The sequence below is a fragment of the Streptomyces sp. NBC_00525 genome (assembly GCF_036346595.1).
Classification (GTDB): Bacteria; Actinomycetota; Actinomycetes; order Streptomycetales; family Streptomycetaceae; genus Streptomyces.
Window position 1 is genome coordinate 2,764,825 of sequence record NZ_CP107834.1, and the last position, 25,952, is coordinate 2,790,776.

At 71.8% G+C, this 25,952-nt stretch carries 23 protein-coding genes and 4 tRNA genes; 9 read left to right on the forward strand and 18 right to left on the reverse strand.

Annotation, left to right across the window (positions count from 1 at the left end; genetic code table 11):
• Window positions 1-109: 109 nt before the first annotated feature.
• Window positions 110-460 (reverse strand): metallopeptidase family protein, encoded by a 351-nt coding sequence (locus tag OG710_RS12255; RefSeq protein WP_199564805.1) that lies wholly within the window; start codon window positions 458-460, stop codon window positions 110-112.
• A gap of 85 nt (window positions 461-545) precedes the next feature.
• Between OG710_RS12255 and OG710_RS12260 the strand changes: the two genes are divergently transcribed.
• The 4 genes from OG710_RS12260 to OG710_RS12275 all read left to right on the forward strand — a co-directional run bounded on the left by OG710_RS12260 (window position 546) and on the right by OG710_RS12275 (window position 2,476).
• Complete coding sequence (locus OG710_RS12260) at window positions 546-2,078, forward strand: metallophosphoesterase family protein (protein ID WP_330239364.1); 1,533 nt, start codon at window positions 546-548, stop codon at window positions 2,076-2,078.
• A gap of 115 nt (window positions 2,079-2,193) precedes the next feature.
• Window positions 2,194-2,266, forward strand: a tRNA-Glu gene (locus OG710_RS12265).
• A gap of 39 nt (window positions 2,267-2,305) precedes the next feature.
• Window positions 2,306-2,380 (forward strand) — tRNA-Asp (locus OG710_RS12270).
• A gap of 22 nt (window positions 2,381-2,402) precedes the next feature.
• A tRNA-Phe gene (locus OG710_RS12275) sits at window positions 2,403-2,476 on the forward strand.
• 102 nt (window positions 2,477-2,578) lie between these two features.
• Here the strand turns inward: OG710_RS12275 and OG710_RS12280 are convergent.
• Complete coding sequence (locus tag OG710_RS12280) at window positions 2,579-3,109, reverse strand: CGNR zinc finger domain-containing protein (RefSeq protein WP_330239365.1); 531 nt, start codon at window positions 3,107-3,109, stop codon at window positions 2,579-2,581.
• A 164-nt stretch (window positions 3,110-3,273) separates the two neighbouring features.
• Here OG710_RS12280 and OG710_RS12285 point away from each other — a divergent pair, with 164 nt between their 5' ends.
• Entirely contained in the window at window positions 3,274-4,221 is a 948-nt protein-coding gene (locus tag OG710_RS12285; RefSeq protein ID WP_330239366.1) for a DMT family transporter, read from the forward strand.
• Between the two features lie 87 nt (window positions 4,222-4,308).
• On the forward strand, window positions 4,309-5,415 hold the full coding sequence (pdhA, locus tag OG710_RS12290) for a pyruvate dehydrogenase (acetyl-transferring) E1 component subunit alpha (RefSeq protein ID WP_330239367.1): 1,107 nt from the start codon (window positions 4,309-4,311) through the stop codon (window positions 5,413-5,415).
• Window positions 5,416-5,461: 46 nt separating this feature from the next.
• Here the strand turns inward: pdhA and OG710_RS12295 are convergent, their stop codons facing one another.
• The 15 genes from OG710_RS12295 to rfbA all read right to left on the reverse strand — a co-directional run bounded on the left by OG710_RS12295 (window position 5,462) and on the right by rfbA (window position 20,470).
• Window positions 5,462-6,484, reverse strand: coding sequence for a glycosyltransferase family 2 protein (locus OG710_RS12295; protein WP_330239368.1), 1,023 nt, complete (start codon window positions 6,482-6,484; stop codon window positions 5,462-5,464).
• A complete protein-coding gene (lanKC, locus tag OG710_RS12300) occupies window positions 6,481-9,051 on the reverse strand; it encodes a class III lanthionine synthetase LanKC (RefSeq protein ID WP_330239369.1) in 2,571 nt (856 codons plus the stop codon). The genes OG710_RS12295 and lanKC overlap by 4 nt, the downstream gene beginning before the upstream one ends.
• Window positions 9,052-9,103: 52 nt before the next feature.
• A complete protein-coding gene (mpaP, locus tag OG710_RS12305; protein WP_330239370.1) occupies window positions 9,104-10,747 on the reverse strand; it encodes a daptide biosynthesis intramembrane metalloprotease in 1,644 nt (547 codons plus the stop codon).
• Window positions 10,748-10,808: 61 nt separating this feature from the next.
• On the reverse strand, window positions 10,809-11,549 hold the full coding sequence (locus OG710_RS12310; protein WP_330239371.1) for an ABC transporter permease: 741 nt from the start codon (window positions 11,547-11,549) through the stop codon (window positions 10,809-10,811).
• The gene (locus tag OG710_RS12315; protein WP_111336313.1) at window positions 11,542-12,270 is read right to left on the reverse strand and encodes an ABC transporter ATP-binding protein; all 729 of its coding nucleotides are present in this window, start codon (window positions 12,268-12,270) and stop codon (window positions 11,542-11,544) included. Before OG710_RS12315 ends, OG710_RS12310 begins: the two co-directional genes overlap by 8 nt.
• On the reverse strand, window positions 12,267-12,473 hold the full coding sequence (locus OG710_RS12320) for a hypothetical protein (protein WP_111336316.1): 207 nt from the start codon (window positions 12,471-12,473) through the stop codon (window positions 12,267-12,269). The genes OG710_RS12315 and OG710_RS12320 overlap by 4 nt, the downstream gene beginning before the upstream one ends.
• A gap of 106 nt (window positions 12,474-12,579) precedes the next feature.
• Window positions 12,580-12,750, reverse strand: coding sequence for a daptide-type RiPP (locus tag OG710_RS12325; protein ID WP_158564900.1), 171 nt, complete (start codon window positions 12,748-12,750; stop codon window positions 12,580-12,582).
• 85 nt (window positions 12,751-12,835) lie between these two features.
• Window positions 12,836-12,997, reverse strand: a complete 162-nt coding sequence (locus tag OG710_RS12330; RefSeq protein ID WP_199564806.1) for a daptide-type RiPP — start codon at window positions 12,995-12,997, stop codon at window positions 12,836-12,838.
• Between the two features lie 79 nt (window positions 12,998-13,076).
• Complete coding sequence (mpaC, locus tag OG710_RS12335) at window positions 13,077-14,360, reverse strand: daptide-type RiPP biosynthesis dehydogenase (protein WP_330239372.1); 1,284 nt, start codon at window positions 14,358-14,360, stop codon at window positions 13,077-13,079.
• Window positions 14,357-15,685, reverse strand: coding sequence for a daptide-type RiPP biosynthesis aminotransferase (gene mpaD, locus OG710_RS12340; protein ID WP_330239373.1), 1,329 nt, complete (start codon window positions 15,683-15,685; stop codon window positions 14,357-14,359). Before mpaD ends, mpaC begins: the two co-directional genes overlap by 4 nt.
• Window positions 15,682-16,500 (reverse strand): daptide-type RiPP biosynthesis methyltransferase, encoded by an 819-nt coding sequence (gene mpaM, locus OG710_RS12345; RefSeq protein WP_330239374.1) that lies wholly within the window; start codon window positions 16,498-16,500, stop codon window positions 15,682-15,684. Before mpaM ends, mpaD begins: the two co-directional genes overlap by 4 nt.
• A 7-nt stretch (window positions 16,501-16,507) precedes the next feature.
• Window positions 16,508-17,572, reverse strand: coding sequence for a daptide biosynthesis RiPP recognition protein (gene mpaB, locus OG710_RS12350; RefSeq protein WP_330239375.1), 1,065 nt, complete (start codon window positions 17,570-17,572; stop codon window positions 16,508-16,510).
• An 88-nt stretch (window positions 17,573-17,660) separates the two neighbouring features.
• Entirely contained in the window at window positions 17,661-18,626 is a 966-nt protein-coding gene (locus OG710_RS12355; protein ID WP_330239376.1) for an LLM class flavin-dependent oxidoreductase, read from the reverse strand.
• Window positions 18,627-18,980: 354 nt separating this feature from the next.
• Window positions 18,981-19,595 carry a dTDP-4-dehydrorhamnose 3,5-epimerase family protein gene (locus OG710_RS12360; RefSeq protein ID WP_330239377.1) on the reverse strand — a complete coding sequence of 205 codons (615 nt, stop codon included), beginning with the start codon at window positions 19,593-19,595 and terminating at the stop codon, window positions 18,981-18,983.
• On the reverse strand, window positions 19,595-20,470 hold the full coding sequence (gene rfbA, locus OG710_RS12365) for a glucose-1-phosphate thymidylyltransferase RfbA (RefSeq protein WP_330239378.1): 876 nt from the start codon (window positions 20,468-20,470) through the stop codon (window positions 19,595-19,597). The genes OG710_RS12360 and rfbA overlap by 1 nt, the downstream gene beginning before the upstream one ends.
• 169 nt (window positions 20,471-20,639) lie before the next feature.
• On the opposite strand from rfbA, the gene hrpA reads away from it, so the two are divergent.
• From hrpA to OG710_RS12380, 3 genes are all read left to right on the forward strand, one after another.
• The gene (hrpA, locus tag OG710_RS12370; protein WP_330239379.1) at window positions 20,640-24,560 is read left to right on the forward strand and encodes an ATP-dependent RNA helicase HrpA; all 3,921 of its coding nucleotides are present in this window, start codon (window positions 20,640-20,642) and stop codon (window positions 24,558-24,560) included.
• A 105-nt stretch (window positions 24,561-24,665) separates the two neighbouring features.
• Window positions 24,666-24,740: transfer RNA gene (locus OG710_RS12375), tRNA-Asp, on the forward strand.
• A gap of 139 nt (window positions 24,741-24,879) precedes the next feature.
• Window positions 24,880-25,167: a DUF6274 family protein gene (locus OG710_RS12380; protein ID WP_330239380.1), complete on the forward strand. Its 288-nt coding sequence runs from the start codon at window positions 24,880-24,882 to the stop codon at window positions 25,165-25,167.
• A gap of 455 nt (window positions 25,168-25,622) precedes the next feature.
• On the opposite strand, the gene bldC is transcribed toward OG710_RS12380, so the two are convergent.
• Entirely contained in the window at window positions 25,623-25,829 is a 207-nt protein-coding gene (gene bldC, locus OG710_RS12385) for a developmental transcriptional regulator BldC (RefSeq protein WP_020869672.1), read from the reverse strand.
• Window positions 25,830-25,952: the final 123 nt, after the last annotated feature.

A 25,952-nucleotide genomic window follows, 5' to 3' on the forward strand; every position in this document is an offset into this window, starting at 1 on the left:
GAACAAGCCGGGCTCGCCGTGCCCAACTCCCGCCACCCCGCTCGGGACACGCCCACCGGACAGGTTCGTGCGGCCCCACCCGTCACCGGACGGGTTCGCGCGCCGGGCCTCACCCGTAACCGAGCGCGTGCAGCCGCTCGTCGTCGATGCCGAAGTGGTGGGCGATCTCGTGGACGACGGTGATCTCCGTCTCCGCCACCACGTCCTCGCGGCTCTCGCACATCCGCAGCGTCGGCCCCCGGTAGATGGTGATCCGGTCCGGCAGGACGCCCGCGTACCACTCACCGCGCTCGGTCAGTGGCGTGCCCTCGTACAGCCCGAGCAGTTCCGGGTCGTCGGCCTCCGGTTCGTCCTCGACGAAGACCGCGACGTTGTCCATCAGCCGGGTCAGCTCCGGCGGAATCCGGTCCAGCGCCTCGGCGACCAGTTCCTCGAACGCTTCTCGCGTCATCTCCAGCACCCGGCCATTGTCCCGTACACCCGCCCGGCGCGTCCCGGTCCCCGGCGGGGGAATACCCGCGTCCGGACCGGGGCACAGGCACCGAATGGCCCGCGTCCCCTTCCTCCCCCGCCGTCCCTTCCGCCGCCCGCCGGGCCGCCGCGCCCCCGGCGGAGGACCCTTCGCCGCGCCGCGCCCGTTCCTCCGGGCGCTCGGCATGGTCGCCGTGGTGCTGTTCGGCGCGTGGCTCGGGCTGCTGGCGGTCGGCGGCGTACGGGCGCCGGTGGGCCCGATGGACACGACGATGACGCTGCGGCCCTCGCTCGACGGCGGCACCCGGATCGACGTCTCCCCGCTGGGCTCCCTGGAACTGGACTCGCACCACGCCCCGGTCCGCCTGGACGTCGATGTGGACCGGCTCGACCCGGTCCGCTCCCAGGCCCTGGTCCGGCATCCGGAGCGGCTGGCCGGGCTGGAGGACGAGGTCACCGACGACGTGGCCGCCGGCACCCGGGAGCTGGCCCTGCGCTCCTGCGTGGCTGTGGTGACCGGGGCCACCGCGCTGGGCCTGGCCGTCTACCGCAGGCCGCGCCGGGCGCTGGGCGCGGGCGGCCTGGCCCTCGCGCTGCTGGCCGCGTCCGGCGTCGGCGTGTACGCCACCTGGAACCCGAAGTCGGTCCTGGAGCCCCGGTTCTCCGGGCTGCTCTCCAGCGCCCCGTCCGTCGTCGGCGACGCCCGCTCGATCGTCACCGACTTCGACGTCTACCAGCGGGAGCTGGCCCGCCTGGTCACCAACGTCACCAAGCTGTACGACGCCACCTCCACGCTCCCCGTCTACCGCCCGGACCCGGCGACCCTGCGCGTCCTGCACGTCTCCGACATCCACCTCAACCCGGCCGCGTGGCACATCATCGGCTCGCTCGTCGAGCAGTACGACATCGACGTGATCATCGACTCGGGCGACACGATGGACCACGGCACCGCCGTCGAGAACGGCTTCCTGGACCCGATCGCCGACCTCGGCGCGCCCTACGTCTGGGTGCGCGGGAACCACGACTCGGCGCAGACGCAGAAGTACCTGGCGGACCGGAAGCGGTTCCCCAATGTGCGCGTCCTGGACCAGGGGCGGGCGGTGAACGTCGGCGGGCTGCGGGTCGCCGGGGTCGGGGACCCGCAGTTCACCCCGGACCGGACCGGCCCCGAGCAGGCCGCGGACGTCCAGAGCGTGGCCGGGCGCACGCTGGCCGCCGCCCTGCGCGAGCAGCGGCGCTCCGGCACCCCGGTGGACATCGCCGTGGCCCATGAGCCGGAGGCGGTGCGGGAGACGGACGGCGAGGTTCCGCTGGCGCTGGCCGGCCATGTGCACCACCGGCGCAACGAGGTGCTCGACGGCGGAACGAGGCTGATGGTGGAGGGCTCGACGGGCGGCGGCGGACTGCGGGCCGTCCAGAACGAGAAGCCGGAGCAGGTGCTCGCCTCGGTGCTCTACCTGGACCGTGCCACGCGCCGGCTCCAGGCGTGGGACGAGATCACGCTGGGCGGTCTGGGCCTGACGAAGGCGGAGGTCAGCCGCCATCTGCCGCAGCCGGACGCCGTGCCGGGAAGCCCGCCCCCGACCGCCCCCGCCCCCTCCCCGTGAACCTCCCCACGGGCCTCCCGCGCACCTCCCCGTAAACCGTTTTGGCGATCCCCGCCGGCATCCCATATGCTTCTCACGTCCCCGACGCGCTGCGAAGCGCGCAGGTGGGCCCTTAGCCCTCATCGTCTAGTGGCCCAGGACGCCGCCCTTTCAAGGCGGTAGCACGGGTTCGAATCCCGTTGGGGGCACGCTTGAACGTGTGCGAGACTTGTTCTCGCACATCGCTTGGTCCTGTGGAGCAGTTAGGAGTGCTCGCCACCCTGTCAAGGTGGAGGCCGCGGGTTCAAATCCCGTCAGGACCGCTGCAGCCCGCAAGTGCTGCGTGGCTGGGTAGCTCAGTTGGTACGAGCGATCGCCTGAAAAGCGATAGGTCGCCGGTTCGATCCCGGCCCCAGCCACTGATACAGGGAAGCCCCGGACGTCATGACGTCCGGGGCTTCCCTGTATGGCGTTCACAGTGGATCAGGCCCCTGGGAGCCCCTGGGGTGCGTCGTCAGGCCCTAGTGGCGCGAGCGGTGTGTCGCCGCCTTGGCCCGGTTGCCGCAGCGCGTCATGTCGCACCAGCGGCGCGTGGAACGGCGGGAGCGGTCCACGTACAGCCGGGTGCAGCTGGGCGCGGCGCACTCCTTGACCTGGCCGGACGGCTGGGTGAGCAGTTCCACGGCGTCACGGGCCAGCGTCGCCAGGACGGAGCCGATCGTGCCGCTGCGTACGACTGTGCCGTCGGGCCGCAACTCCTGGCGTACCGGGATGCGGTTCGTGGCGCGGTTGAGCACGGCGCAGTCCTCCGCCGGGAGGGGCAGTCCTCCGGTCGAGGCGAGCATCAGGCGGTAGATGGCCTCGCGCAGCCGCAGGGCCGAGGTCAGGTCCGCCCGAGTCGCCGGCGCCGGCGACTCCAGCATTCCCGAGGCGGCGGTCCAGTCCGAGAGGTCGGTCGGGGTGACGAGCTGATCCAACGGGTTCTCGCGCCGGCTCCTGACCGTACCGACGAAGTCAAGGGCCGCGCTGCCACTGACGAATACGAACTTCACCCCATGAGACTACCTGCCCGAACGGGCCCCACGCCACCGCGTAAGTAACCACTCAAGCAAGTTATTTCCACGAGGCAAGTAACTGCATTGACCGGTCACCCACGTCATCGCTAGGGTGCGAAATAACCCCTGAAGCTGGTTACTTCTGAGTGAGAGGCCACCCCGTGCAGGAACGCGACGACGTGATGACCGACGACAGCGAGTCGACCGCGCCGCCATCCCCTGCGGTGGCCACCCCGGAGGCACCGGCCACCGCTGGAGCGCCCGCCTGGGTGTCCTCCTCCATCCCCGCCGTCTTCGTCCTCCTGTGGAGCAGCGCGTTCATCGCCGCGGTGATCGGCACCGACGCCGCACCGCCGCTGCTGCTGACCTTCTCCCGCTTCGCGATCGCGGGTGTGCTGCTCACAGCGGTCGCCCTGGTGTCCAAGTCGCCATGGCCGAAGGGCAAACTGCTGCTGCACGTCGTCGTCACCGGTCTGCTGATGCAGGCCGTGCAGTTCGGCGCCTTCTACACGGCCATCAGCGAAGGTCTGCCCGGCGGCCTGGTCGCGCTGATCCAGGGATTCAATCCCGTGCTGATCGCGCTGATGGCCGGCTTCTTCCTGGGCGAGAAGATCACCCGGCAGCAGTGGCTCGGCTTCGCCGTCGGCGGCGCCGGTGTCGCGCTGGCCGTCGCCGGCGCGCTGGACTTCTCCCTCACCGCGATCGTGCTCTCCTTCGTCGGTCTGCTCGGCCTGAGCGCCGGGACCGTGTACCAGAAGCGCTTCGCCCAGGGCGCGGACGTGCGCAGCGGCACCGCCCTGCACTTCCTGGCCAGCGCGCCGATCATGCTGGTGATGACGCTGACCCTGGAGGACCCGGAAGTCACCGACTGGGGGGCGTTCGGCGGTGCGCTGGCCTGGATCGTGCTGATCAACTCCGTGGGCACGTTCCTGCTGCTCAACTTCATGCTCAAGAAGCAGGCGGCGAGCCGGGTCGGCACGCTCTTCTTCCTCACCCCGGCCGTCACCGCCGTGATGTCCTGGCTGGCCATCGGCGAGACGCTCAACCTGTCGGCGATCATCGGCCTCGCCCTCGGCGGCCTCGGCGTCCTCCTCGCGGCACGCAAGTAACCGACTCCCCCCGCGAGGCCCGGCCCCGCGCTTCCCGCGCGCGGCGCTCACCCGGGGCACCGCCCCCGAACCCGAGGAGACGACTCCATGGAAAAGGCCCCCGTCGACGCAGAGATGATCCAGCTGCTCACACCCGAGGGAAAGCGCGTCGAGCACCCCGATTACCCCCTGGAAATCACCTCCGAAGACCTACGCGGCCTTTACCGCGATATGGCGTTGACCCGCCGTTTCGACACAGAGGCCACAGCGTTGCAGCGTCAGGGCGAACTCGGCCTGTGGGCATCGCTGCTGGGTCAAGAGGCGGCCCAAATCGGTTCAGGCCGGGCGACCCGGCAGGAGGACTACATTTTCCCCTGCTATCGGGAGCACGGCGTCGCCTGGACCCGCGGTATCGACCCCCTTCAGCTCATGGGCCTGTACCGCGGATCGAGCAACGGGGGTTGGGACCCCAACGAGAACAATTTCCACCTGTACACCCTGGTCATCGGCCCGCCGCTGCTCCATGCGACCGGATACGCGATGGGGGTGATGCGGGACGGCGCCGATATGGCGGTACTTTCCTATTTCGGTGACGGCGCCTCCAGCCAGGGCGACGTGGCCGAGGCGTTCACCTTCGCCACCGTGAACAACGCGCCGGTGGTGTTCTTCTGCCAGAACAACCAGTACGCGATCTCCACACCCACGCGGCGACAGACCCAGCACCCGATCAGCCGGCGCTCGGCCGGCTGGGGATTCCCCGGTGTCCGGGTGGACGGCAACGACGTGCTCGCCTGCCTCGCGGTGACGCGGTACGCGCTCGACCGGGCCCGGCGCGGGGAGGGCCCCATGCTGATCGAGGCCTTTACGTACCGCATGGCCCCGCACGCGACCTCCGACGACCCGACGCGTTACCGGGACGAGGCCGAACGGGCCGCGTGGCAGCGCAAGGACCCCATCGAGCGCCTGCACCGGTATCTGACGGAGTCCGGACAGGCCGACGAGGCGTTCTTCGACGCCGTCGCGGACGAGGGCGAGAAGCTGGCACACCACGTCCGCGAGGGCGTGCGCGCCATGCCGGACCCGCCCCTCACCGACCTCTTCGATCACGTGTACGCGGAGGAGCACGCCGTCGTGGAGGAGGAGCGGGCGGAATTCCTGGCGTTCCAGGCCTCGCTGGAGGCCGAGAACCCGGGCGGGACGACGCGGTACCGATGAACGATCCGCGCGCCCCGGTGTGTACCCGGTCGGCAGCCTGCGGGGATCACGCCATCGCGGAGACGAGCGCCAGCTGCCGGGGCTGCACCCGTGCGGAGAGTTCCGTGACCCGCCGGGCGTGTTCGGCCGTGGGGCACCACAGGAGCTGGGCGAGCAGGAAGCGGCCCCGGTCCGGGACCACCACCAGATCCGGCCACAGCCCGCCGGCCCGCTCGGCGCGCCGCTCGATCTCGGGGCGCAGGTCGCCGTGGTGGCCCGGCGGCACGGCGAACTCGGGTGTCCGCGCCATCCGCTCGTACCACTCCACCGTGTCCGCGACATAGGCGCGGCGGAACTCCTCGTCGTGCGCCCCGCTCCGCAGCCGGAGCAGCGTCTCGCGGGCCCGGCGGGCGTCGTCGTGGGCGGCGAGCGGCAGCCGGTGGCGGCGGACCGTGCGGTGCCGGCGGGTGCCGCTGTCGTCCAGCAGGAACGCGGTGCGCTCGTGCACCGTCGCGAAGCGCAGGCCCCGGTCGGCCATCCGCAGCCACAGGTCCCAGTCCTCCAGCCCGTCGCCGGCCCGCCAGCCGCCCGCCTCCTCGGCGAGCGGGCGGCGGTGCGCGACCCGCGAGGGCTCGAACATCGGTCCGAGGAGCTGGATCTCGGGGTGCCAGACCACTTCGAGCAGGTCGGAGCGCGAGGTCGGCTCCCCGGCGGCGTTCCTGCGCTCGCAGCCGGTCGCGACGAGGTCGGCGCCCGTCTCGAAGGCGGTCAGCAGGACCCGCAGATGGTCCGCGCGCCAGGTGTCGTCGTGGTCGATGTACGCGGCGAACTCGCCGCGCGCCTCGGCCAGCCCGATCATGCGCGGCCCGCTGGGATGGCCGTGCCGGGGCGCCCGGACGAGCCGGACGCGCGGGTCCTCGGCGGCGGCGGCGCGCACCCAGTCGTCCGTGTCGTCGGTACTGCCGTCCGAGACGACCAGCAGCTCCCAGTCGGGGAAGGACTGCGCGCGCACGGAGTCCAGCGTGGGCACCAGCGCGCGGGAGCGGTTGTACGCGGGGCAGATGACGGAGAAGCGCGGAGCGGGGCTCACGCGGGGCTCACCTCGTGCGCGCCGGCCAGGAAGGGCAGCCCGCCGCCCGCGCCGGTCAGTACGGTCTCCACGGCCAGCAGGACGCCCGCCGCGCCGGTCGCCAGGTCCGTGGACAGGCGCAGGCACTGGTCGCCCAGGAACGCGGGGCTCTCCCCGTACGGGACGGCGTGGAGGCCGAGACCCGCGAGATGCGCGGACGCGTCACCGGGCCGGGCGCCCGCCAGGGCGTGCTGGGCCAGCAGCGCGCCGGCCCGGCCGGTGAACAACCCGGCGTGCCCGAAGAAGGGGATGGCGAGCCGTTCGCGGGAGACCTCGCGGAAGAGGTCCAGCTCCGGGTCCGGCGCATGGGCCAGCACCCGGTCCGCGACGAGCGCGAGGCCCGCGCCGCCCGCGATCACCGGCGCGGACCACTGGCCGTGCGGGGTCCTGGCCTCCCGGTCGGCCGCCCATCCGCACTCCGCGAGGTCGGCGCGCAGGGCCTCGACGGCCAGGTCGAGGTACTTCTGCTCGCCGGTGTGCTCGAAGAGGCGGACCAGGAAGAGCGCCTGCCCGGAACCGCCGTGCAGCAGGCCGGGCCGGCGCCGGCCGCTGCTCGCCGCGCCCGTCATCCGCTCGGCGAGGCGTACGGCCTCCTCGACGCGCACGGGATCGCCGTGCCGCCCGGCGAAGTGCAGCAGGGCGAGCCCGATCCCGGAGCGGCCGCTGAAGAGGCTGTCGTCGACGTCGTCCGCGGCCCAGCGGGACCGGGCCCGCTCCAGGACCTCCTCGGCGGGTGCGGCCGCGCCGAGCGCGTCGAGCGCGAAGGCGATCCCGCACAGGCCGTCGTAGAAGCCCGGCTCGTCCACGCGGGCGGTCGCGGAGACCAGCCAGTCGAGGTGCTCGTCCGGCACCTCGGCGCCGGCCCGCGCCAGGGCCCAGGCCACGCCCGCGGCCCCGTACGCGAAGTTCACGCCGCCGCCGCTGCCGTGGAACTGCGCGATGTCCCCGGGGTAGAGCCGGTCGGTGCGGCCGGGTGTCGCGGCGGCCAGAATCCCGTCCGCGAGGCGGCGCCGCAGCTCGGGCCAGGACGCGGCGTCCGGACCGGCCGCGGGCCACACGGGCGCGGGGGTCCCGGCCGGCGAGGGCGGCGCCGCCTCCGGGAGGGTGTCCCCGGCGGGCGCCGGCGGGGCCAGGTCCGTGCGGACCCGCTCGGCGAAGTCCTCCGGTACGGGGAAGTGCCGGGCGATCAGCGCGAGGAACTCCTCCGTCTTCCGCTCCGACCAGGGCAGCACCTGGGTGAGCGGCAGGAACACCCCGAGCCGCAGGCACCCCATCGCATACCGGTCCACGTCCGTGCCCGTGTACCCGGCCGGGGCCTGGTAGCCGGGCGCGGCCATCGCCTGCGAGGCGCCGGCCACCGCCTCGCTGCTCGCCTCCAGGTCGATGAAGACCACGCTGCCGTCGGGCCGCAGGAGCACGTTGTTGGGGTGCAGGTCGCCGAAGACGACGCCCCGGTCGTGCAGGTGGCCCATCTCGCGCTCGATCGCGGCGAGGGTGTCCAGCGCCCACGCGGTGTACGCGGCGAAGGCCCCGTCCGTGGCCGGCCCGTTGCCCAGGAGCGGGTTGCGCTCCTGCATCTCCTGGCCCAGCGCCTTGCCCTCGACGTACTCGCGGGCCAGGTAGTAGTGCTCGTTGCCCTTGCGGAACTCGGCGTGCGCGGGCATGCAGTCGAGCCCGGCGAGTCTGCGCAGCGCCCAGTACTCGTTGCGCAGGCGGGCCACGGCGTCGGTGCCCTCGGCGTCGAGGCCGGCGAGCGGGCGGGCCTCCTTCAGCAGGACGGTCGAGCCGTCGCGCGCGTCGGTCGCGAGGTAGACGCCGCCGCCGTTGGAGAAGTGCAGCGCCTTGGTCGGGCGGTACGGGAAGCCGGTGAGCGCCCCGCTGTTGCGCTCCTCCAGCGCCTCCTTCACCCGTTCCGGCAGGGTGACCCAGGGCGGCGGCCGGAAGCCCGGACCGCGTACGTCGGGCACCCAGTTGCCCTCCGGGTCCTTGATGCAGTGGACCAGCTCCCCGGACTCGGTGCGCACGAGATGGGCGACGAAACCGCCGTAGCGCAGGTAGAGGGGGCCCTGCCGCCAGCGCAGGTCGCTCAGGATGTACGGGCCCGACTCGCCGACGAGCAGCGGGTCCAGGGCGTCCAGGACGTTCCCGAGCATGTCCTCGTCCAGCGGGTAGAGCGTCACGAACTTCCCGCTGCTGCCCCGGTCGCCGTACTTGCTGTTGCGCCGCGCCAGCACGGCCCGGCTGCGGATGAACTTGAAGTACACGCCGTGGTCGAGGCAGTAGTCGCGTACCAGGCGGCTGATCCGCCCGGCGTTCTCCTGCGTCGCCGTGATGTGGATCTTCCAGCCCTGCTCGGGGAGTTCGACACCCGGCGGGCGGAAGACCACCCAGTCCTCGTTGGTGGCCCGCGTCCAGCCCTCCGGCAGCGGGGCGCGCGCGGCGGGGAAGTCCTCCTCGGCGGAACCGGGCGGCTGTATGTCGTAGAAGACCTCGCCGGGCCGGCAGAAGGTCAGATACCGGAAGTCCATCAGGGTCTCCTAGCAAGCCTGTGGCAGAGAGTGCGAACCGGCGGGTGCCGTGCTACCAGCGGAAGGCGGGCAGCACGTACTTGACGTACAGCCACTTCCCGGCGGGCATGCTGCCCGCGTCCACGACCGCTCCGCCGATCCGGGCGTCGGGGGCCTTCGTGAGCTCCAGCCGGTAGCCGTCGGCGGGGGTGGGCAGCGAGTCGGCCCGCAGCGGCAGGAACGCGGAGAGCGGCGCGGTGGTGGACTCCGGCCGGTCCGAGGCGATCACACCGTGCCCGGTCTCGGCCTTCGCGGCGAGCCCCACCCGGTAGAGGCGCACCTGCGCGCCCTTCTCCATCACGGAGCGGTCGGCGGAGGGCGGCAGCAGGAACACGGCGGTGCCGTCGTCGCGCACCTCGTAGCCCGCGGTCACCGTGTACGGGATCTGGACGAGCGCGAGTACGGCCGTGAGCGCCCCGGCGGCCAGCACCGCGCCGATGCCGAGCCGTACCGTTCCCGCGCCGCCGGCCCGCGCCTCGCGCAGGACGCGCAGGAAGCCGCGGCCGAGGTGGTAGCAGAGGTAGCCGAGCCCGCAGAGCATGAGCCACGCGCCGATGATGCCGATGCGCTGCAGGGCGTCGCCCCACAGGCCGATCGCCGTGGCGATCAGATAGAGCGGGAAGGCCATGCAGACGAGCCCGAACGGCACGGCCCAGCGGCCGAGTTCGGGAAGCTTGCGGGTGTACCGCCCGCCGAACAGCAGCCGGGCCACCGCGCGGCGCCCGTCGACGAGCGCCCGGTCGCGCAGATGCGGCACGTCGAGGTGGCTCATCAGCGCGATGTAGCCGTCGAGCTTGACGAACGGCATCAGGTTGAGGATGCCCGCGATGTACGTGACGAACGAGAAGATCAGGAGCCCGTCGCGGGCCTCGCCGGAGAAGAAGACGGAGGCCGCGGCCGCGCCCCCGGCGATGACGACCTGGGTGGCGATCCCGGCCAGGGCGACGGCGACCCGCTGTCCCTTGCGCGGCAGCCGCCAGCCGTCCGTCACATCGCAGAAGAAGGCGGGCGAGAGGTAGAAGAGCATGACGCCCATGCGTGCCGGGCGTCCCCCGTGGTGGGTGAGGACGGCTCCGTGGCCGAACTCGTGCACGGCGGTCGTGGCCAGGATGCCCACGAAGATCGCGAGGTACGTGCCGAGGCCGAGCGGCCGCCCGAGCGCGGCGTTCAGGCCGGCCGACTGGGCCGCGAGCACCATCAGCCCGCCCAGCGCGAGCACGGCGGCCGCGGCGGTCCCGGCCCGGCCCGTCAGCACCCGGACCAGCGGCGCCAGGGCCCGCAGCATGCGGTCGGGCCGCAGGATCGTGAACTGCACGGTCATCGGCGGTATGAACTTGAAGCGGCGGCCGCTCCGGCGGACCGACTCACCGTTGTCGAGCAGCCGGCCCGACGCCAGCATGTCCACGGCGGTCGAGACCGCTTCGGCCGTCCACGGCTCGCCCAGGATCTCGGCCAGCAGCGGGTGGTCCCGCGTCCCGTTGAGCGCCAGGGCGAGCCGGGCCAGGTCGGGCTGGACCCGGAGGTAGCGCGCCGACCCCTGCTGGATCAGCCACGGCGCGCCCTCGGCGGCCGGCTCGTGCACCGAGACATCGGGGGCGAGCCGGGGGCGGGCGAGCAGTTCCGGGGGCACGGGCGGCGTCTCGGCCTTGGTGGACATACGGTCTGCCTGCCTTATCAGGTGAGGTCACGAACGCGATCGGATGAGGTCTCGAACGCGCTCAGGTGAGGTCTCGGACGCGGAAGAATCGGTAGGCGGCGAACCCGGCGGCCGCGAGCCAGCCCGCGATGACCAGGAGCGCGACCTGCGGCGAGAGCAGCACATGGCCCACGTCCCGGTAGATCGAACTCATGGCGATGGTGAACAGATAGCTCGCCGCCTCCGGCGCCAGCCGCTGGATGCCGGGGTCCATCAGCAGGGTCAGGGCCATCACCGCGACGACGGCCGCGATCTGGTGGCGGATGATCCAGCCGAGGAAGACGCCCCAGGGCGCGGCGAGCACGTTGCAGACGAACACGCCCAGCGCGATGAGCGTCGTCTCCTTCGTCCACTCGAAGTCCCGGCCGAAGGTGGACATGACGCCCCAGGCGGACAGCACCGAGCAGACCACGGCGAGCAGTCCGAAGACGGCGCCCATGACCGCGCCGATCGCCAGCTTGGCGCCGAACAGCCGGGAGCGCCCGGTCAGCAGGACGGAGCGGCTGATCGAGCCGGAGCCGTATTCACGGGTGACGACGACCGCGCCGTACAGGGACGCGAAGAGGAAGGTCATCATCCACGCGCGGACGACGTCGTCGGTCACCGAGGCGAGGGTCGCGGTGCCGTTGTCGATGGCCTTGGAGCCCTCGGAGCCGTAACCGAAGGCCGCCATCAGCGACATGTAGATGCCGCAGAGCATCAGCACGAGCCAGGCCTTGCCGGTCCACGCCTTGAGCCATTCACCGCGCAGTGCGTCAGACACGGGCCCCCCCGGCGGTTCCGGCCAGTTCGAAGAAACGGTCTTCCAGGCGCTCGGCGCCGTCGCCGGTGAGCTGCGACAGCTCGCCCGCGAAGCGCAGCGTGCGCTGGAGGATCACGACGTCGTCGACGGTCTGCTCGACCTCGGCGAGGAGGTGGCTGGAGAGCAGGATGGTCCGGCCCTCCGCCGCGAAGGAGCGCAGCAGTTCGCGCAGCCAGCGGATGCCGTCCGGGTCGAGGCCGTTGACCGGCTCGTCCAGGACGAGGAGTTCGGGGTCGGGGAGCAGCGCGGTGGCGAGCGCCAGGCGCTGCTTCATGCCGGTGGAGTAGCCCTTGACCTTGCGGTCGGCGCCGTCGGTGAGGCCGACCTGGTCGAGCACCTCGTCGACACGGGACAGCGGCAGGCCCAGGGTGCGCGCCCAGATCCGCAGGTCGCGGCGGCCGGTCGTGCCCGGCATCGGACCGGTCGAATCCATGCTGACGCCCACCCGCCGGGCGGCGTCCGGCAGCTTCTCGTACGGCTGTCCGAAGAGCGTGGCGTGCCCGGTGGTGGCGCGGGCGAGGCCGAGGAGGACGCGCAGGGCGGTGCTCTTGCCGGCCCCGTTGCGGCCGAGGAGACCGACGATACGGCCGGGGCGGACGGCGAAGGAGAGGTCCTCGACGGCGGTCAGCGCGCCGAACCGCTTCGTCACCCCGTGGAATTCGATGACCGCGGGCTCGCTCACGGCTGCTCCTGACCGCGGTTGCCCCTGACCGCGGCGGCTCCGACCAGGGCGGAGGCCCCTGCGATGGCAAAGACGATGACGGCGGTCACGACAATACGTGACGAACCGTCCAGTTCGAGTGCGGTCGCGACGGCGGCCAGTGCGACCAGCACGCCGAGACCGGCGACGGACAGGGCGAGGCCGACGGCGCTCCTGCGGTTCATGTCTCTCCTCCACCTCATGGTGTTCGGTACTGTGCTCACTGGGCCGATGCCGTGGTGGCGGATGCTGCCCGTCACCACGGCATCGACGCTCAGCTACTTCTCAGCATCAGGTGGCGATGCTGACGGCCACGCTGACCGCGGCGCTGGCCGCGGCGACACCGCTGATCGCGACGCCGATCGCGACTCCGGTCCAGAACCCCGGAGCGTCCATGGCCTCCAGCTCCTGCATGCCCAGTTCGAGCAGCGGAGCGATCTCCTTGGTCTCTTCCATGATCATGTGTCACACCTCTCTTCGTGATGAGTGGTCGGTCTGTATCCGGAAGTGGTGGCCGCCCGGTACGGGGACCGCCTCTCCCCGGGAATCAGGTGAGGAGCGACACCGAGACGGCGGCGCTGCCGTAGGCGGCCGAGGCGCTGACGATCACGCCGACGACCACGCCGATGCCCGTCGCCCAGCCCGGCGCGTCCATGGCCTCAAGCTCCTGCATACCGAGTTCGAGCAGCGGCTCGGGAGTCTCCTGCATGTCCCCTCCTTCTTGTCATGTTGCGTACTTTTCATCCCCCGCCGCGCCTCCCCGTCACCGGATGAGCGCGGTGGAAGTCCTAGGTGGCCGGGGCCAGTCGCTCCCCGGCGGGGCGGGCGGCGGCGCCCGCCCGCGGCCGGACCGGTCCCGGCGGGCCCGGCGCGGGGCCGGGCTCCATCACGGTCGCCCGCAGCAGCCTCAGCACCTCCGCGTGGCCGAGGCCGCCGAGCATCGGCAGCCCCGCGCCCCACACCCGCACGATGCGGTGCGCGAGCGCCGCGGTCGCCCCGGGGGCGGCGGTGACGCGCCGTCCGACGCCCCAGGCGTCGATGAGCGCGGCCACACCGTCCGCCGGGTCGGCGGGCAGCGGCTGCCCCGCCCCGGCGCGGACGGCGGACCACAGCCCGCGCAGCCGCCGCCGGGAGCCGAGGCGGGTCTCGCCCCGGTCGATGGCCCGCCACAGCGGTGGCAGCAGTGCGGCGACCGCCGTCATCTTCCGCAGTCCGAGCACGGTGGAGATCTCGTTGGCGACCAGCCAGCCCTTGACGGCGTACGGGTCGCGCTCGTCGTGGAAGTGCCGGGTGTGGATCTCGGCGCTGAGCCGGGCCGCGCGCTCCCGCTGGGCCGTCGTGGCCGGCCCTCCGGTCCGGGTCGTGGCCACGACCTCGTAGCCGAGGCCCAGCAGCTCCGCGGCCACCGCCCGCACCCGCGCGTCCGGCTCCGGCTGGTCGGCGTGGTCCCCGATGTAGGGGCTGACCAGGCGGAAGAACGCCTCCAGGACGCCCTCGACGAACAGGTGCCTGGGCAGCGTCGCGGTGGCGAGCGGATCGCGCACCGCGAACTCGGGCCGCAGTTCGGCCGCCATGACGAGCCGTTTGGCGTCCGGGTAGCCGAGGCAGGCCACCGCGCTGGCCTCCGAACCCGTGCCGATGGTGGTCGGCACGGCGATCAGCGGCATGGGACGCGGCGGTACGCGGGTGAGCACGACGAGTCCGGAGCGCTGGGGCACGGTCAGCCGGCCCGCGACCGCCCGGCCGGCGGCGGCCAGCGTCGCCAGCTTCGCCCGGTCGAGCAGCGCGCCGCCCCCCAGGGCGAACACCCTCGCCGCGCCCTCCAGCCGGGTGGCGAGCGCGAGTACGTCGTCCACGTCTCCGGCGCCGGTCAGCGTCAGGGACTCGTACGGGCGTGCGCCCAGCACCGCGGTCAGGCCGCGGTGGACCGGGGTGTCCAGGACACCGCCGTCCACGAGCAGGACGGTGCGGCCGGGGGCGTTCAGCCCGGCGTCCCGTCCGATGCGGGCGGCCAGCGCGTCGGTCCCGGTGAGGGTGACGCGGTCGGGTGGCGGGAGCACGGCCGCGGTCATGCCGTCGCCCGCCCGGTGTTCGCCAGGTGGGCGTCGAGCCCCGCCCGCACGCAGGCGAACAGTTCGGCGGCCTCGGCCTCGGTGTAGGTGAGCGCCGGGATGAGCTGGACGCCGTGCAGGCCGGGGTGGACGATCGCGCCCGCCCGCCGGATCTCCGTGACGAGCGCGGGTACCTCGGTCAGCGGGAAGGGTTCGGTGCCGTCGGGCTCCGCCGTGAGACGGACGGAGCGGAAGCAGCCGCGCCCCGTGGAGCCGCTCACGTACGGGTGGGTGGCGGCCAGCGCGTCGAGTTCGCGGGTGAGCGTCTCGCCGAGCACCCGAGCCCGCGCCACCACGTCCAGGCGGCTCATCTCGGCGAGCGTCGCGAGGATCGTCGCGCAGGTGACGGGCGTCCCGGCCTGGGTCTCGCCGTGGCTCAGGAGCGCCCCGGCCTCGTGGAAGGCGTCGGCGACGGTACGGGCGGCGATGACGGCGGCGGCCGCGCTGGTGCCGTTCGTCAGCCCCTTGGACACGATCATCAGGTCGGGCGGCGCCGGCCAGCGCTGCGAGGCGAAGAAGTCGCCGGTCCGGCCGAAGCCGGTCGCGACCTCGTCCGCGACGAGCAGGAAGCCGTGCTCCTCGCGCAGCCGGAGCAGGTCCGCGATGTAGGCGTCGTCGAGCGGGATCGCGCCGGAGCCGAGCACCGGCTCGACGACGACGGCGGCGATCTGGGCGCCCTGCCGGGCCAGGAGCCGCTCCAGCTCCCCGGCGTCGTTCGGGGGCACGTGCCGCACGAGCCGCTGGTCGACCCCGTACAACTGCTGCCCCAGGTCCTCGCCGGTGAGGGCGAAGCCGCCGAAGGTCAGCCCGTGGTAGCTGCCGCGCAGGCCGACGACGACCTTGCGGCGCTCCTGGCCGCGCAGCGCGTGGTAGTGCCGGGCGACCTTCATGGCGAGGTCGTTCGCCGCTCCGCCGGAGGTCGAGAACAGCACCCGGCCGTAGTGCCCGGCGCCCGCGACGTCCACCAGGGCCTCGGCGGCGCGGCGCGCGTACACGTTCTCGTAGCGGAAGGTGCTGAGGTAGGAGGCGTTGAGCAGGGCCTCGGCGCCGGCCCGGGCCACCGCCTCGTTGCCGTAGCCGAGGTTGGTGTTCCACAGGCCGCTGGAGCCGCAGAGCAGTTCCCGGCCGTCGGCGAAGCGGACCCGGACGCCGTGGGCGGAGACGGTGCACAGCTCGTCCTTGCCGTGGTGCTCGGGGGGCAGGAGGTTCGGCCAGAGGGCGGCGGTGCCCGGACCGGCCGTCTGCGGACCGGTGGCCCGGCCGGTGTGCGTATCCGTCGTGGTCATGCCGCGACCTCCACTTCGAGGAGTGTGCTGTGATGGCGCTCGCCGACCGGGGGCAGCGGGTGGCGGGTGGCGACCCGCAGACCGCTCGCGTTCAGCTCCGCCTCCAGCCGGTCGGCGGGGAGCACACGGATGCTGGTGAGGCCCACCCGTACCGGGCCCTCGTCGTACCGGGCCGGGAAGATCGAGACGACGCGGGCCTCCATGCCGGGTTCCCAGTACTCGAACATCCGGTAGTCGTTGCCCGCCGCCGTGCTGAAGTTCAACTCCCGCTCGGCGGGGGCCGATCCGTCCAGGTCGACCGTGGTGAGCAGGAACCTGCCGCCGGGTGCCAGATGGCGGCGCACGGAGGCGTAGAGCCCCGCGCGGCCGGCCTCGTCCAGCAGCGAGATCGAGGTGGTGGCCAGGACCACGCAGGCGAAGGCGCTCCCCAGCGCGAAGTCGCTCATGTCGCCCCGCACGAGCGTGGCCCGGCCCCGCAGCCCGGCCGGCGCCCGTTCGAGGCGTTCGCGCAGCAGGTCGAGCATGCTCGGGGAGAGTTCGAGCGCGGTGACCTCGCGCCCCAGGGCGAGCAGCGGCATCGTGAGCCGGCCCGAGCCCGCCGCGAGGTCGAGCACGGGTCCGGGGGCGGTGCCCCGGACGAGGGAGATCAGCTCCCGCACCTCGTGGTGGTCCTGTTGTGCCAGCTCGTGGTAGATCGAGGAGCCGTCCTCGTCGTAGAGGCTGCAGCACTCGGCGCGCTCGCCGAGTTCGGCGAGGAGCGTGGCCGCCCGTCCGGCGATGCCGGCCTCCGGCAGCGCGATCCCGTCCGTTCTCATGCCCGCGTCACTTCCCCGCCGCTGCGAGGGGCCGCGTCGTGAGGGCGAGCCCGGCGGCGCCGAACCGCTCGCCCACGGTGTCGAGGCGGGCGCGCTCCACGTACGAGGCGGCCACGTCGGCCGAGTCGCACACGAGCAGCGCCTCGGCGGCCTCGGCGACGTCGCGGCCGAGCCGGAAGCTGCGCCCGCGCCGGGGCTCGTGGGCGTACAGGTCCTCGCCGGCCCGCAGCAGCAGGAGCCGGTCGGCGTGCACGGTGTCGGCGGGGTCGCCGTGGTCGGCGAGCCCGGACACGAGGCGCTCCCCGAACCCGGAGACGCCGTCGACGACGATGCCCCGGGCCCGCAGGTCGCGCAGGGCCTGTACGGCGGCGAGGTAGCGGCCGAGCCAGGGCCGGGCGGCCAGCGCGGCGGCGCGGACCGGCTCCGGGACGGCGCTGCCCAGGCAGACGGCGCACGGCGCGTCGGACTGCGCGTTGGCCCGCGTCCACACCTCGGTGAGCTGCCCGAAGCCGTCGCCCACGGTGCCGAGCGGGGTGCCGCCGGGCGAGGTGGACAGCGTTCCCGAGGGCCCGGCGTGGAGCCGGAGTCCGGGGCCGTCGCCCGCCGGTCCGGCGCCGAGGGCCGGGAGGTCGGCGAGCTGGATGGCCGGGTTGGTGAGGAAGTCGGCGAAGCCGCCCTCCTCGTAGGCGCGGTCGGCGTCGTTGAGGTACGCCTCGAAGTCGCCCTCGTCCGCCACCCGGACGACCGTGGGCCCGACGATCGACATGTACTCGCTGATGCCGTACGCCTGGATCTGGAGGTAGAAGCCGGGGTCGTGCGTGAACTCGGTGCCCGGCTCGGCGAGCGAGCCCTCGTAGGGCACGAGTTCGGGGCCGTCACCGGGCTCGGCGGCGGAGCCGGCCGCACCCGGTACGAAGATCATGGTGTCGTCGTCCACCGCGTCCGAGGCGAGCAGGGCGTCCAGGTGCGCGGCGTCCTCCAGCACGACGGTGCCGGCGGCACGCGGCGCGACCGGGGCCGTGGTCGCACGCCCCGTCGACCAGCTCATCAGGCGCACTTTCAGCGCGGACATGACACACCCTCCTCGATGACTCAGCAAGAAATAAATTCCATGACGGCAACCCCGCGCACATGAACGCGCGGAAATTCAGATCCGGAACCTAAACGGAAGGAAGAGCAGAAAGGATTTTCTTGAGATCGGACATCGCTTCCTGCGCACCGGCGGCATTGAATACCCCGGTCACATTCAGCACCACTTCGTCAACGCCCGCCTTTTCATAGGCCAGCAATTGATCGAGCACCTGACCGGTGTCCCCGCTCAGAAATGCGCCGCCCGCCACAAGTGCTTTCGCATCGGCTTCGACGTCTTCACCGCCCACGCCGACGCCGGCCCGGCGCAGCATGTCGATGTAGTGGGGGCCCTTGAGATGCGCCATGTTGCTCGCGAGCGCGATCCGGTCCGGACCCAGCCCCTCGCGCTCCAGCGCCACCGGCACGATCGCGGTCAGCCGGGGTACCGGCCGACCCGCTCGCGCGGCTCCCTCACGCAGCGCCGGAAGCACGATGTCGGCCAGATAGGAGGCGGGGGTCAACCAGGTGATCGCCACATCGGCGATCTCGCCCGCGAGCCGTGCCATGGCCGGTCTGAGCACGCCGAGCCCCAGCTCGACGGGTGGGGCGGGGAAGGCGGGAAGCGCGCCCTGGAACGAGACGAACTCGCCCTTGACGTCGACGACTTCGTTGGCGAGCAGCCCGCGCACGATCGTCAGGTACTCGCGCGCCGCGGTCAGCGGACTGCGGTACGGCTGGCCCAGCAGGCTGCGCTGCATCGAGCGGCCGCCGGGACCGAATCCGGCCACCACCGGCTGTCCCGTCGCCAGCGCCACGGACCGCGCCTGCACGGCCGCCTCGTACGGGTGCCGCAGCGGCATCAGCGTGACGCCGAGCCCGACCGGCACCCGGAAACCCGCGCCGGCGGCATGCGCGAAGCCCTGGTGCGGCTCCACATACAGTGCCTGCCCCTGCCACAGGCGCTCGGCCCGGGTCCACTGGACCAGGCCGGCATAAGGAAGCAACTGCTCGGGGCGCCTGGGTAAGAAAGGCACCAGAACCGAATAGCCAGTCACGTAAAGCCCCCCGATAATCAATAGCGCCGACCGCCCTCGGAATGGACACGACCATCACACGATGTCCGTGTTATTTCCATCACGCTCCCGGCGTGCGCCAATCATGGCACCCACGTGAAGGGGTGTAAAGAGTCTGTATTGAAGCGGAAGAAGATCACCGATTGTCCGATTCAGCGGGAATAACACTGCTGATCATGGAGCATCCCAAGATGATCACATCCAAAAAACGGACAAAAGATGGCGTGACGGCACCCGCCGAAACGTCCTGGCGACCCCGTCACGGCCGCCGGCGGCCTCGACGCGCCCACAAGCGGAGTCCGCTGCTCCAGTAGCCGCGAAACTTGAAAGTGGAATTTATTCGGCGAAGGTGTTCGCTGTCCGGAGTCCGCCGCTGTAAGCACGGCACGCCGCGTACTCCGGCAGTGTCCCCGCCGCCCGCGCCCGCTCCAGCGTCGGCGCCGCCCGGTCCCGCTCGGACAGCAGGGGCCGCGCCACCGGCCAGTCGATGGCCAGCTCGGGATCGAGCGGATGCACCGCGTGCTCCGCCGCCGGCCGGTACGGCTCCGAGCACACATAGCTCAGCGTCGTGTCGTCCTCCAGCGCGCAGAACGCGTGCCCCAGCCCCTCCGCCAGATACACGGCCGCCCGCCGCACGTCGTCCAGGCGCACCGCCTCCCAGCGCCCGTACGTCGGGGAGCCCGTCCGCAGGTCCACCACCACGTCCAGGCAGGCGCCCCGCACGCACGTCACGTACTTGGCCTGCCCCGGCGGCACGTCCGCGTAGTGCACCCCCCGCACCACCCCGCGCGCGGACACCGACAGATTGGCCTGGGCGAGCCGCAGCGGATGGCCCACCGCCTCGGCGAGCACATCGGCGCGGTACCACTCCAGGAAGAGCCCGCGCGGATCGGCCCTGCGCACCGGCCGGATCTCCCAGGCGCCCGCGATGCCCAGCGCACGCACGTCCATCAGGCCGTCCCCCCTTCGTCCAGCAGATCCAGCAGGTAGCGGCCGTAGCCGCTGGCGAGCAGGGGCCCGCTCAGCGCGCGCAGCTGCGCGTCGTCGATCAGCCCGCACCGCCACACGGTCTCCTCCAGACAGCCGACCTTCAGCCCCTGCCGCTCCTCGACGACCCGTACGTACTCCGACGCGCCGACCATCGAGGCGAACGTCCCGGCGTCCAGCCAGGTCGTGCCCCGGTCGAGCGCCGTCACCTTCAGCTCGCCCCACCGCAGATACGCCTCGTTGACCGCCGTGATCTCCAGCTCGCCCCGCGCGCTGGGGGCGAGACCGGCCGCGATCCCGACCACACGGTTGTCGTAGAAGTAGAGACCGGGCACCGCGTAGCGCGAGCGCGGCCGCACCGGCTTCTCCTCTATGGACAGCGCGGTGCCGTCCGCGTCGAACTCCACGACGCCGTACGCCGAGGCGTCGGCGACCCGGTACGCGAAGATCCGCGCCCCCACCGGATCGGCGTACCGCCGCAGCCGCGTCCCGAGACCGGCGCCGTGGAAGAGGTTGTCCCCGAGCACCAGCGCCACCGGCTGGTCCGCGATGAAGTCCGCGCCGATCAACAGCGCCTGGGCGATCCCCTCGGGGCGCTCCTGCACCCGGTACTCCAGGCGCAGACCGAACTGCGAGCCGTCGCCGAGCAGCCGGCGGAAGTGCTGCCGGTCGTCGGGGCCGGTCACGATGAGGATCTCGCGCACCCCCGCCATCACCAGCGTGGTCAACGGGTAATAGATCATCGGCTTGTCGAAGATCGGCAGAAGCTGCTTCGACACCGCCCGCGTCGCCGGCCACAGACGGGAACCCGTACCGCCGGCGAGGAGTATTCCGCGCATCGTCACCGAGGGGGGCACGCCCTGCGGCGGCCGGCCCCGTATCCCTTCAGGTCCGAGTTGCGCGTGATCCTAATGGCTGGGCCGGTCCGCTACCAGGCTCCGCCGGGCCGCCGCTTCGCGCGAAATGGGTTCGCCGTTCCTCCGGCCCGGGTGAGACCCTGGGGTCCGTATGTCTACTTCCTTCGCCGATCTCCAGTCCCGGCTCGCACAGCTCTCCCTCCGCGATGCGAACCGGCTCGGCCGCCGTCTCGAGGGAGCCCGCCGCATCCGTAAGCCCGAGGCACAGCGGGCCGTGCTGGACGAGATCGCCGCCCAGGCGGACAAGGCGGCCGAACGGCTCGGCCTGCGGGCCGGCCGGATGCCCGCCGTCACCTACCCCGAACAGCTCCCGGTCAGTCAGAAGAAGGACGAGATCCTGGAGGCGATACGCGACCACCAGGTCGTGATCGTCGCGGGTGAGACCGGGTCCGGCAAGACCACCCAGATCCCCAAGATCTGCATGGAGCTGGGCCGGGGCGTCCGGGGCATGATCGGGCACACCCAGCCGCGCCGGATCGCCGCGCGCACGGTGGCCGAGCGGATCGCCGACGAGCTGAAGACGCCGCTGGGCGAGGCGGTCGGCTGGAAGGTCCGCTTCACCGACCAGGTGAACCCGGACGCGACCTTCGTCAAGCTGATGACGGACGGCATCCTCCTCGCGGAGATCCAGACGGACCGCGAGCTGCTGGCCTACGACACGATCATCATCGACGAGGCCCACGAGCGGTCCCTGAACATCGACTTCCTGCTCGGCTATCTGGCCCGGCTGCTGCCCCGGCGCCCCGACCTGAAGGTCGTCGTCACCTCCGCGACCATCGACCCGGAACGCTTCTCGCGCCACTTCGGCGACGCACCGATCATCGAGGTCAGCGGGCGCACGTATCCGGTCGAGGTCCGCTACCGGCCGCTGCTCGAAGAGGACGCCGAGGACGCCGACCGCGACCAGATCACCGCCATCTGCGACGCCGTGGACGAGCTGCAGGGCGAGGGCCCCGGCGACGTCCTGGTCTTCCTCTCCGGCGAGCGGGAGATCCGCGACACCGCCGACGCCCTCAACAAGCGCAATCTGCGCCACACCGAGGTGCTCCCCCTCTACGCACGCCTGTCGCACGCCGAACAGCACCGCGTCTTCCAGCGCCACACCGGACGCAGGATCGTTCTGGCGACGAACGTCGCCGAGACCTCGCTGACCGTGCCCGGCATCAAGTACGTGATCGATCCGGGCACCGCCCGCATCTCCCGCTACAGCCACCGCACCAAGGTCCAGCGGCTGCCCATCGAGCCCGTCTCGCAGGCCAGCGCCAACCAGCGCAAGGGCCGCTGCGGCCGTACCTCGGACGGCATCTGCATCCGGCTGTACTCCGAGGACGACTTCCTGACCCGCCCGGAGTTCACGGACGCGGAGATCCTGCGGACGAACCTGGCCTCCGTCATCCTCCAGATGACCGCCGCCGGCCTCGGCGACATCGAGAAGTTCCCCTTCATCGACCCGCCGGACCACCGCAACATCCGCGACGGCGTCCAGCTCCTCCAGGAGCTGGGAGCGCTCGACCCCACCGAAAAGGACCCCAAAAAGCGGCTCACCCCGCTCGGCCGCAAGCTCTCGCAGCTCCCGGTGGACCCCCGCCTGGCCCGGATGGTCGTCGAGGCCGACCGCAACGGCTGCGTACGCGAGGTCATGGTCATCGCCGCCGCGCTCTCCATCCAGGACCCGCGCGAGCGGCCCTCCGACAAACAGACGCAGGCCGACCAGCAGCACGCCCGGTTCAAGGACGAGACCTCCGACTTCCTGGCCTTCCTCAACCTGTGGCGCTACATCCGCGAGCAGCAGAAGGAGCGCGGCTCCTCCAGCTTCCGCCGGATGTGCAAGCAGGAGTACCTCAACTTCCTGCGCATCCGCGAATGGCAGGACATCTACGCCCAGCTGCGCTCGGTCGCCAAGCAGATGGGCATCTCCCTGAACGACGAGGACGCGTCCGAGCAGTCGGTGCACACCTCGCTGCTGTCCGGGCTGCTGTCGCACATCGGCCTCAAGGACACCGAGAAGAACGAGTACCTGGGCGCCCGCAGCGCCAAGTTCGCGATCTTCCCCGGTTCGGCGCTGTTCAAGAAGCAGCCGCGGTTCGTGATGTCCGCGGAGCTGGTGGAGACCTCCCGGCTGTGGGCACGGGTCAACGCCCGCGTCGAGCCGGAGTGGATCGAGCCGGTGGCCCAGCATCTGCTGAAGCGCACCTACAGCGAACCGCACTGGGAGAAGGATCAGGCGGCCGTCATGGCGTACGAGCGGGTCACCCTGTACGGGGTGCCGATCGTGGCCCAGCGCAAGATCAATTTCGGCCGGATCGACCAGGAGACCTCGCGGGACCTCTTCATCCGCAACGCCCTGGTCGAGGGCGACTGGCGCACCCGCCACCAGTTCTTCCACGCCAACCGCAAACTGCTCGGCGAGGTCGAGGAGCTGGAGCACCGCGCCCGGCGCCGCGACATCCTGGTGGACGACGAGACGCTGTTCGACTTCTACGACCAGCGCATCCCCGAACACATCGTCTCCGGCGCCCACTTCGACTCCTGGTGGAAGCACAAGCGCCGCGACGAGCCCGACGCGCTCGACTTCGAGCGCTCGATGCTCATCAACGAGAAGGCCGGGGCCGTCACCAAGGACGACTACCCGGACTCCTGGCGGCAGGGGAAGCTCAAGTTCCGGGTGACCTACCAGTTCGAGCCGGGCGCGGACGCCGACGGGGTCACCGTCCACATTCCGCTCCAGGTGCTGAACCAGGTCACGGCCGAGGGCTTCGACTGGCAGATCCCCGGCCTGCGCGAGGAGGTCGTCACCGAACTCATCCGCTCGCTGCCCAAGCCGGTCCGCCGGCACTACGTGCCCGCGCCGAACTACGCCGCCAAGTTCCTGGAGCGGGCCGTCCCCCTCCAGGAACCGATCACGGTGACGCTGGCCCGCGAGCTCCAGCGCATGGTCGGCGTCCCGGTCACCGCGGACGACTTCGACCTGGGCCGGGTCCCGGACCACCTCAAGATCACCTTCCGGATCGTGGACGAGCGGCGCCGCAGGGTCGCCGAGGACAAGGACCTGGAGGCGCTGCGGCTGCGGCTGCGCCCGAAGGCCCGGCAGGCCCTCTCCAAGGCCGCCGCGGCCACCGCGGGGCCCTCCGGCGAGTCCATCGAGCGCTCGGGCCTCAAGGACTGGACGATCGGCACGCTGGACAAGGTCTTCGAGACCCGCAGGGCCGGTCAGCCGGTGAAGGCGTATCCGGCGCTCGTCGACCAGGGCGACACCGTCGCCGTACGCCTCTTCGACACGGAGGCCGAGCAGCAGCAGGCGATGTGGCGCGGCACCCGGAAGCTGATTCTGCTGAACATCCCGGTGAACCCGGCGAAGTTCGCCTCGGACACGCTGACGAACCAGCAGAAGCTGGCCCTGTCCCGCAACCCGCACGGCTCCGTCCAGGCCCTGTTCGACGACTGCGCGACGGCGGCCGCGGACCGGCTGATCGCGGCGCACGGCGGCCCCGCCTGGGACGAGGCGTCGTTCCGGAAGCTGTTCGACAAGGTGCGCGCCGACCTCGTGGACCTGACCGTCCGCACGATCGGCCAGGTGCAGCAGATCCTCGCGGCCTGGCAGGCGTGCGAGCGCCGGCTCAAGACCACCAACAGCCTGGTGCTGATCAACAACGTCACGGACGTACGCGACCACCTGGCGCGCCTGATGCCGCCCGGCTTCGTCACCGCGACCGGGCTGCGCAGGCTGCCCGACCTGATGCGCTACCTGGTCGCCGAGGACCGCAGGCTCCAGCAGATGCCGACCAACGTCCAGCGCGACACCACGCGCATGGACAAGGTCCACGAGATGCAGGACGAGTACGCCTGGCTGCTGGAGCAGCTGCCGAAGGGCAGGCCCGTCCCGCAGGAGGTCCTGGACATCCGGTGGATGATCGAGGAGCTGCGGGTGAGCTACTTCGCGCACGCCCTGGGCACCGCGTTCCCCGTCTCGGACAAGCGCATCGTGAAGGCCATCGACGCCGCCGCGCCCTGACTCCGGACCGTAGCGGCGGCACCACCCGCGGTGAGTTCGACCGCACCCGCAGAACTCCTGTACAGTCTGTTTTCGCAGCCGGACGCGAGGAAGGCCGCGAAACCTGGTCCTGTGGAGCAGTTAGGAGTGCTCGCCACCCTGTCAAGGTGGAGGCCGCGGGTTCAAATCCCGTCAGGACCGCAGTACCGAAGGCCCGGATTCCATGAATCCGGGCCTTCGCGCGTCTTGACTCCGGGCTCCGCCGACGAGTACTCAGAAACCAGGGCCCGCCCCCGGATTCCCGGAGCGGGGCGGCGCGCATCCACCGGGAGGTGGCGCGATGGGGGCAACCACGGCCGAGTCGGCGCGGGAGCACGGGAGGGGGCCCCGGCACGCCGTCCGGGCATTGCTGAGGGCCCATCTGGCCGCCGCTTCCGGCTACCGGCACCTCACCCGGCGCTGCGCGGTCTGCGCCCGGCTGCTGCGGCTCGCCACGGAGCCCGTGACGGCCCCCCGGAGCGTCCGGCCGGGCGAGAGCCCCGCCGGACCGCCCACGGCGCCCGCGGGGCGCCGGCGGGCCCCGGCACGGGCTTCGGGGACTGGGGACGTAAGTCCTCCCACGACATGACCTTCGGCTCCACCATCGGCTTCCTCACAGTGGCAGGCTCGTAGATGGCAACAGTCATGCGGTGTGACGGGTGTCACTGAATCAGTTTTGAGAAGGGGGGACTTTACACCCTTCCTACAACTGGCGAATTTAATATGTGCAATTGCACCCCCCGGAGGGATGTCGTCCGTTTGTCACCGCGACACCCCCCGGCGACCCCCGGTGCTCCCGGCCGCAGACCCCGGACAGCGCGCGGAACCGTACCGCGAGGTACGTACCGCGAGGTACGAACCGGGCCGCCGGCGGGCACAAAAAATCGCGCTGGACCCGGCGGAGTCCAGCGCGATCGGATGACATGACCCGCTTGGCACGGGTATGGCGCCCGTTGGGGCGGGCGCCCGTCATATGGAGCTATGAGCGGGCAAGCGGGTTGGGGGACCCAAAAGCCCAGGTGTGAAGGGGTGACAGGGGGTTTGTCAGCCCTCGCTGCGCTGCTGCGGAATGCCCGCCAGCAGGGCACGGACCTCCGCCTCGCGGTACCGGCGGTGCCCGCCGAGCGTGCGAATGGACGTGAGCTTGCCCGCCTTCGCCCAACGGGTAACCGTCTTCGGGTCCACGCGGAACATCGTGGCAACCTCAGCCGGGGTCAGCAGCGGCTCGGCATCAGGGGTGCGAGCGGTCATGAGCGGCCTCCTCGGGAGAACCGAACCATCTCGGTTCTTTCCTCTAAATTCTGCACCTTGACCCGCGTTGCCCGAAATGGCGGACGCGGGCCGAGTCGGTTATAGGACGAACGGCTTGTCCTC

Excerpts from the sequence above, each read along its gene's own strand:
- OG710_RS12260 (WP_330239364.1), top strand. The coding sequence starts at position 546 with ATGGCCCGCGTCCCCTTCCTCCCCCGCCGTCCCTTCCGCCGCCCGCCG.
- pdhA (WP_330239367.1), top strand. The coding sequence starts at position 4,309 with ATGGAAAAGGCCCCCGTCGACGCAGAGATGATCCAGCTGCTCACACCC.
- lanKC (WP_330239369.1), bottom strand. The coding sequence starts at position 9,051 with ATGGACTTCCGGTATCTGACCTTCTGCCGGCCCGGCGAGGTCTTCTAC.
- mpaP (WP_330239370.1), bottom strand. The coding sequence starts at position 10,747 with ATGTCCACCAAGGCCGAGACGCCGCCCGTGCCCCCGGAACTGCTCGCC.
- OG710_RS12320 (WP_111336316.1), bottom strand. The coding sequence starts at position 12,473 with ATGAACCGCAGGAGCGCCGTCGGCCTCGCCCTGTCCGTCGCCGGTCTC.
- OG710_RS12325 (WP_158564900.1), bottom strand. The coding sequence starts at position 12,750 with ATGATCATGGAAGAGACCAAGGAGATCGCTCCGCTGCTCGAACTGGGC.
- OG710_RS12330 (WP_199564806.1), bottom strand. The coding sequence starts at position 12,997 with ATGCAGGAGACTCCCGAGCCGCTGCTCGAACTCGGTATGCAGGAGCTT.
- mpaC (WP_330239372.1), bottom strand. The coding sequence starts at position 14,360 with ATGACCGCGGCCGTGCTCCCGCCACCCGACCGCGTCACCCTCACCGGG.
- mpaD (WP_330239373.1), bottom strand. The coding sequence starts at position 15,685 with ATGACCACGACGGATACGCACACCGGCCGGGCCACCGGTCCGCAGACG.
- mpaM (WP_330239374.1), bottom strand. The coding sequence starts at position 16,500 with ATGAGAACGGACGGGATCGCGCTGCCGGAGGCCGGCATCGCCGGACGG.
- mpaB (WP_330239375.1), bottom strand. The coding sequence starts at position 17,572 with ATGTCCGCGCTGAAAGTGCGCCTGATGAGCTGGTCGACGGGGCGTGCG.
- OG710_RS12360 (WP_330239377.1), bottom strand. The coding sequence starts at position 19,595 with ATGGACGTGCGTGCGCTGGGCATCGCGGGCGCCTGGGAGATCCGGCCG.
- rfbA (WP_330239378.1), bottom strand. The coding sequence starts at position 20,470 with ATGCGCGGAATACTCCTCGCCGGCGGTACGGGTTCCCGTCTGTGGCCG.
- hrpA (WP_330239379.1), top strand. The coding sequence starts at position 20,640 with ATGTCTACTTCCTTCGCCGATCTCCAGTCCCGGCTCGCACAGCTCTCC.
- OG710_RS12380 (WP_330239380.1), top strand. The coding sequence starts at position 24,880 with ATGGGGGCAACCACGGCCGAGTCGGCGCGGGAGCACGGGAGGGGGCCC.
- bldC (WP_020869672.1), bottom strand. The coding sequence starts at position 25,829 with ATGACCGCTCGCACCCCTGATGCCGAGCCGCTGCTGACCCCGGCTGAG.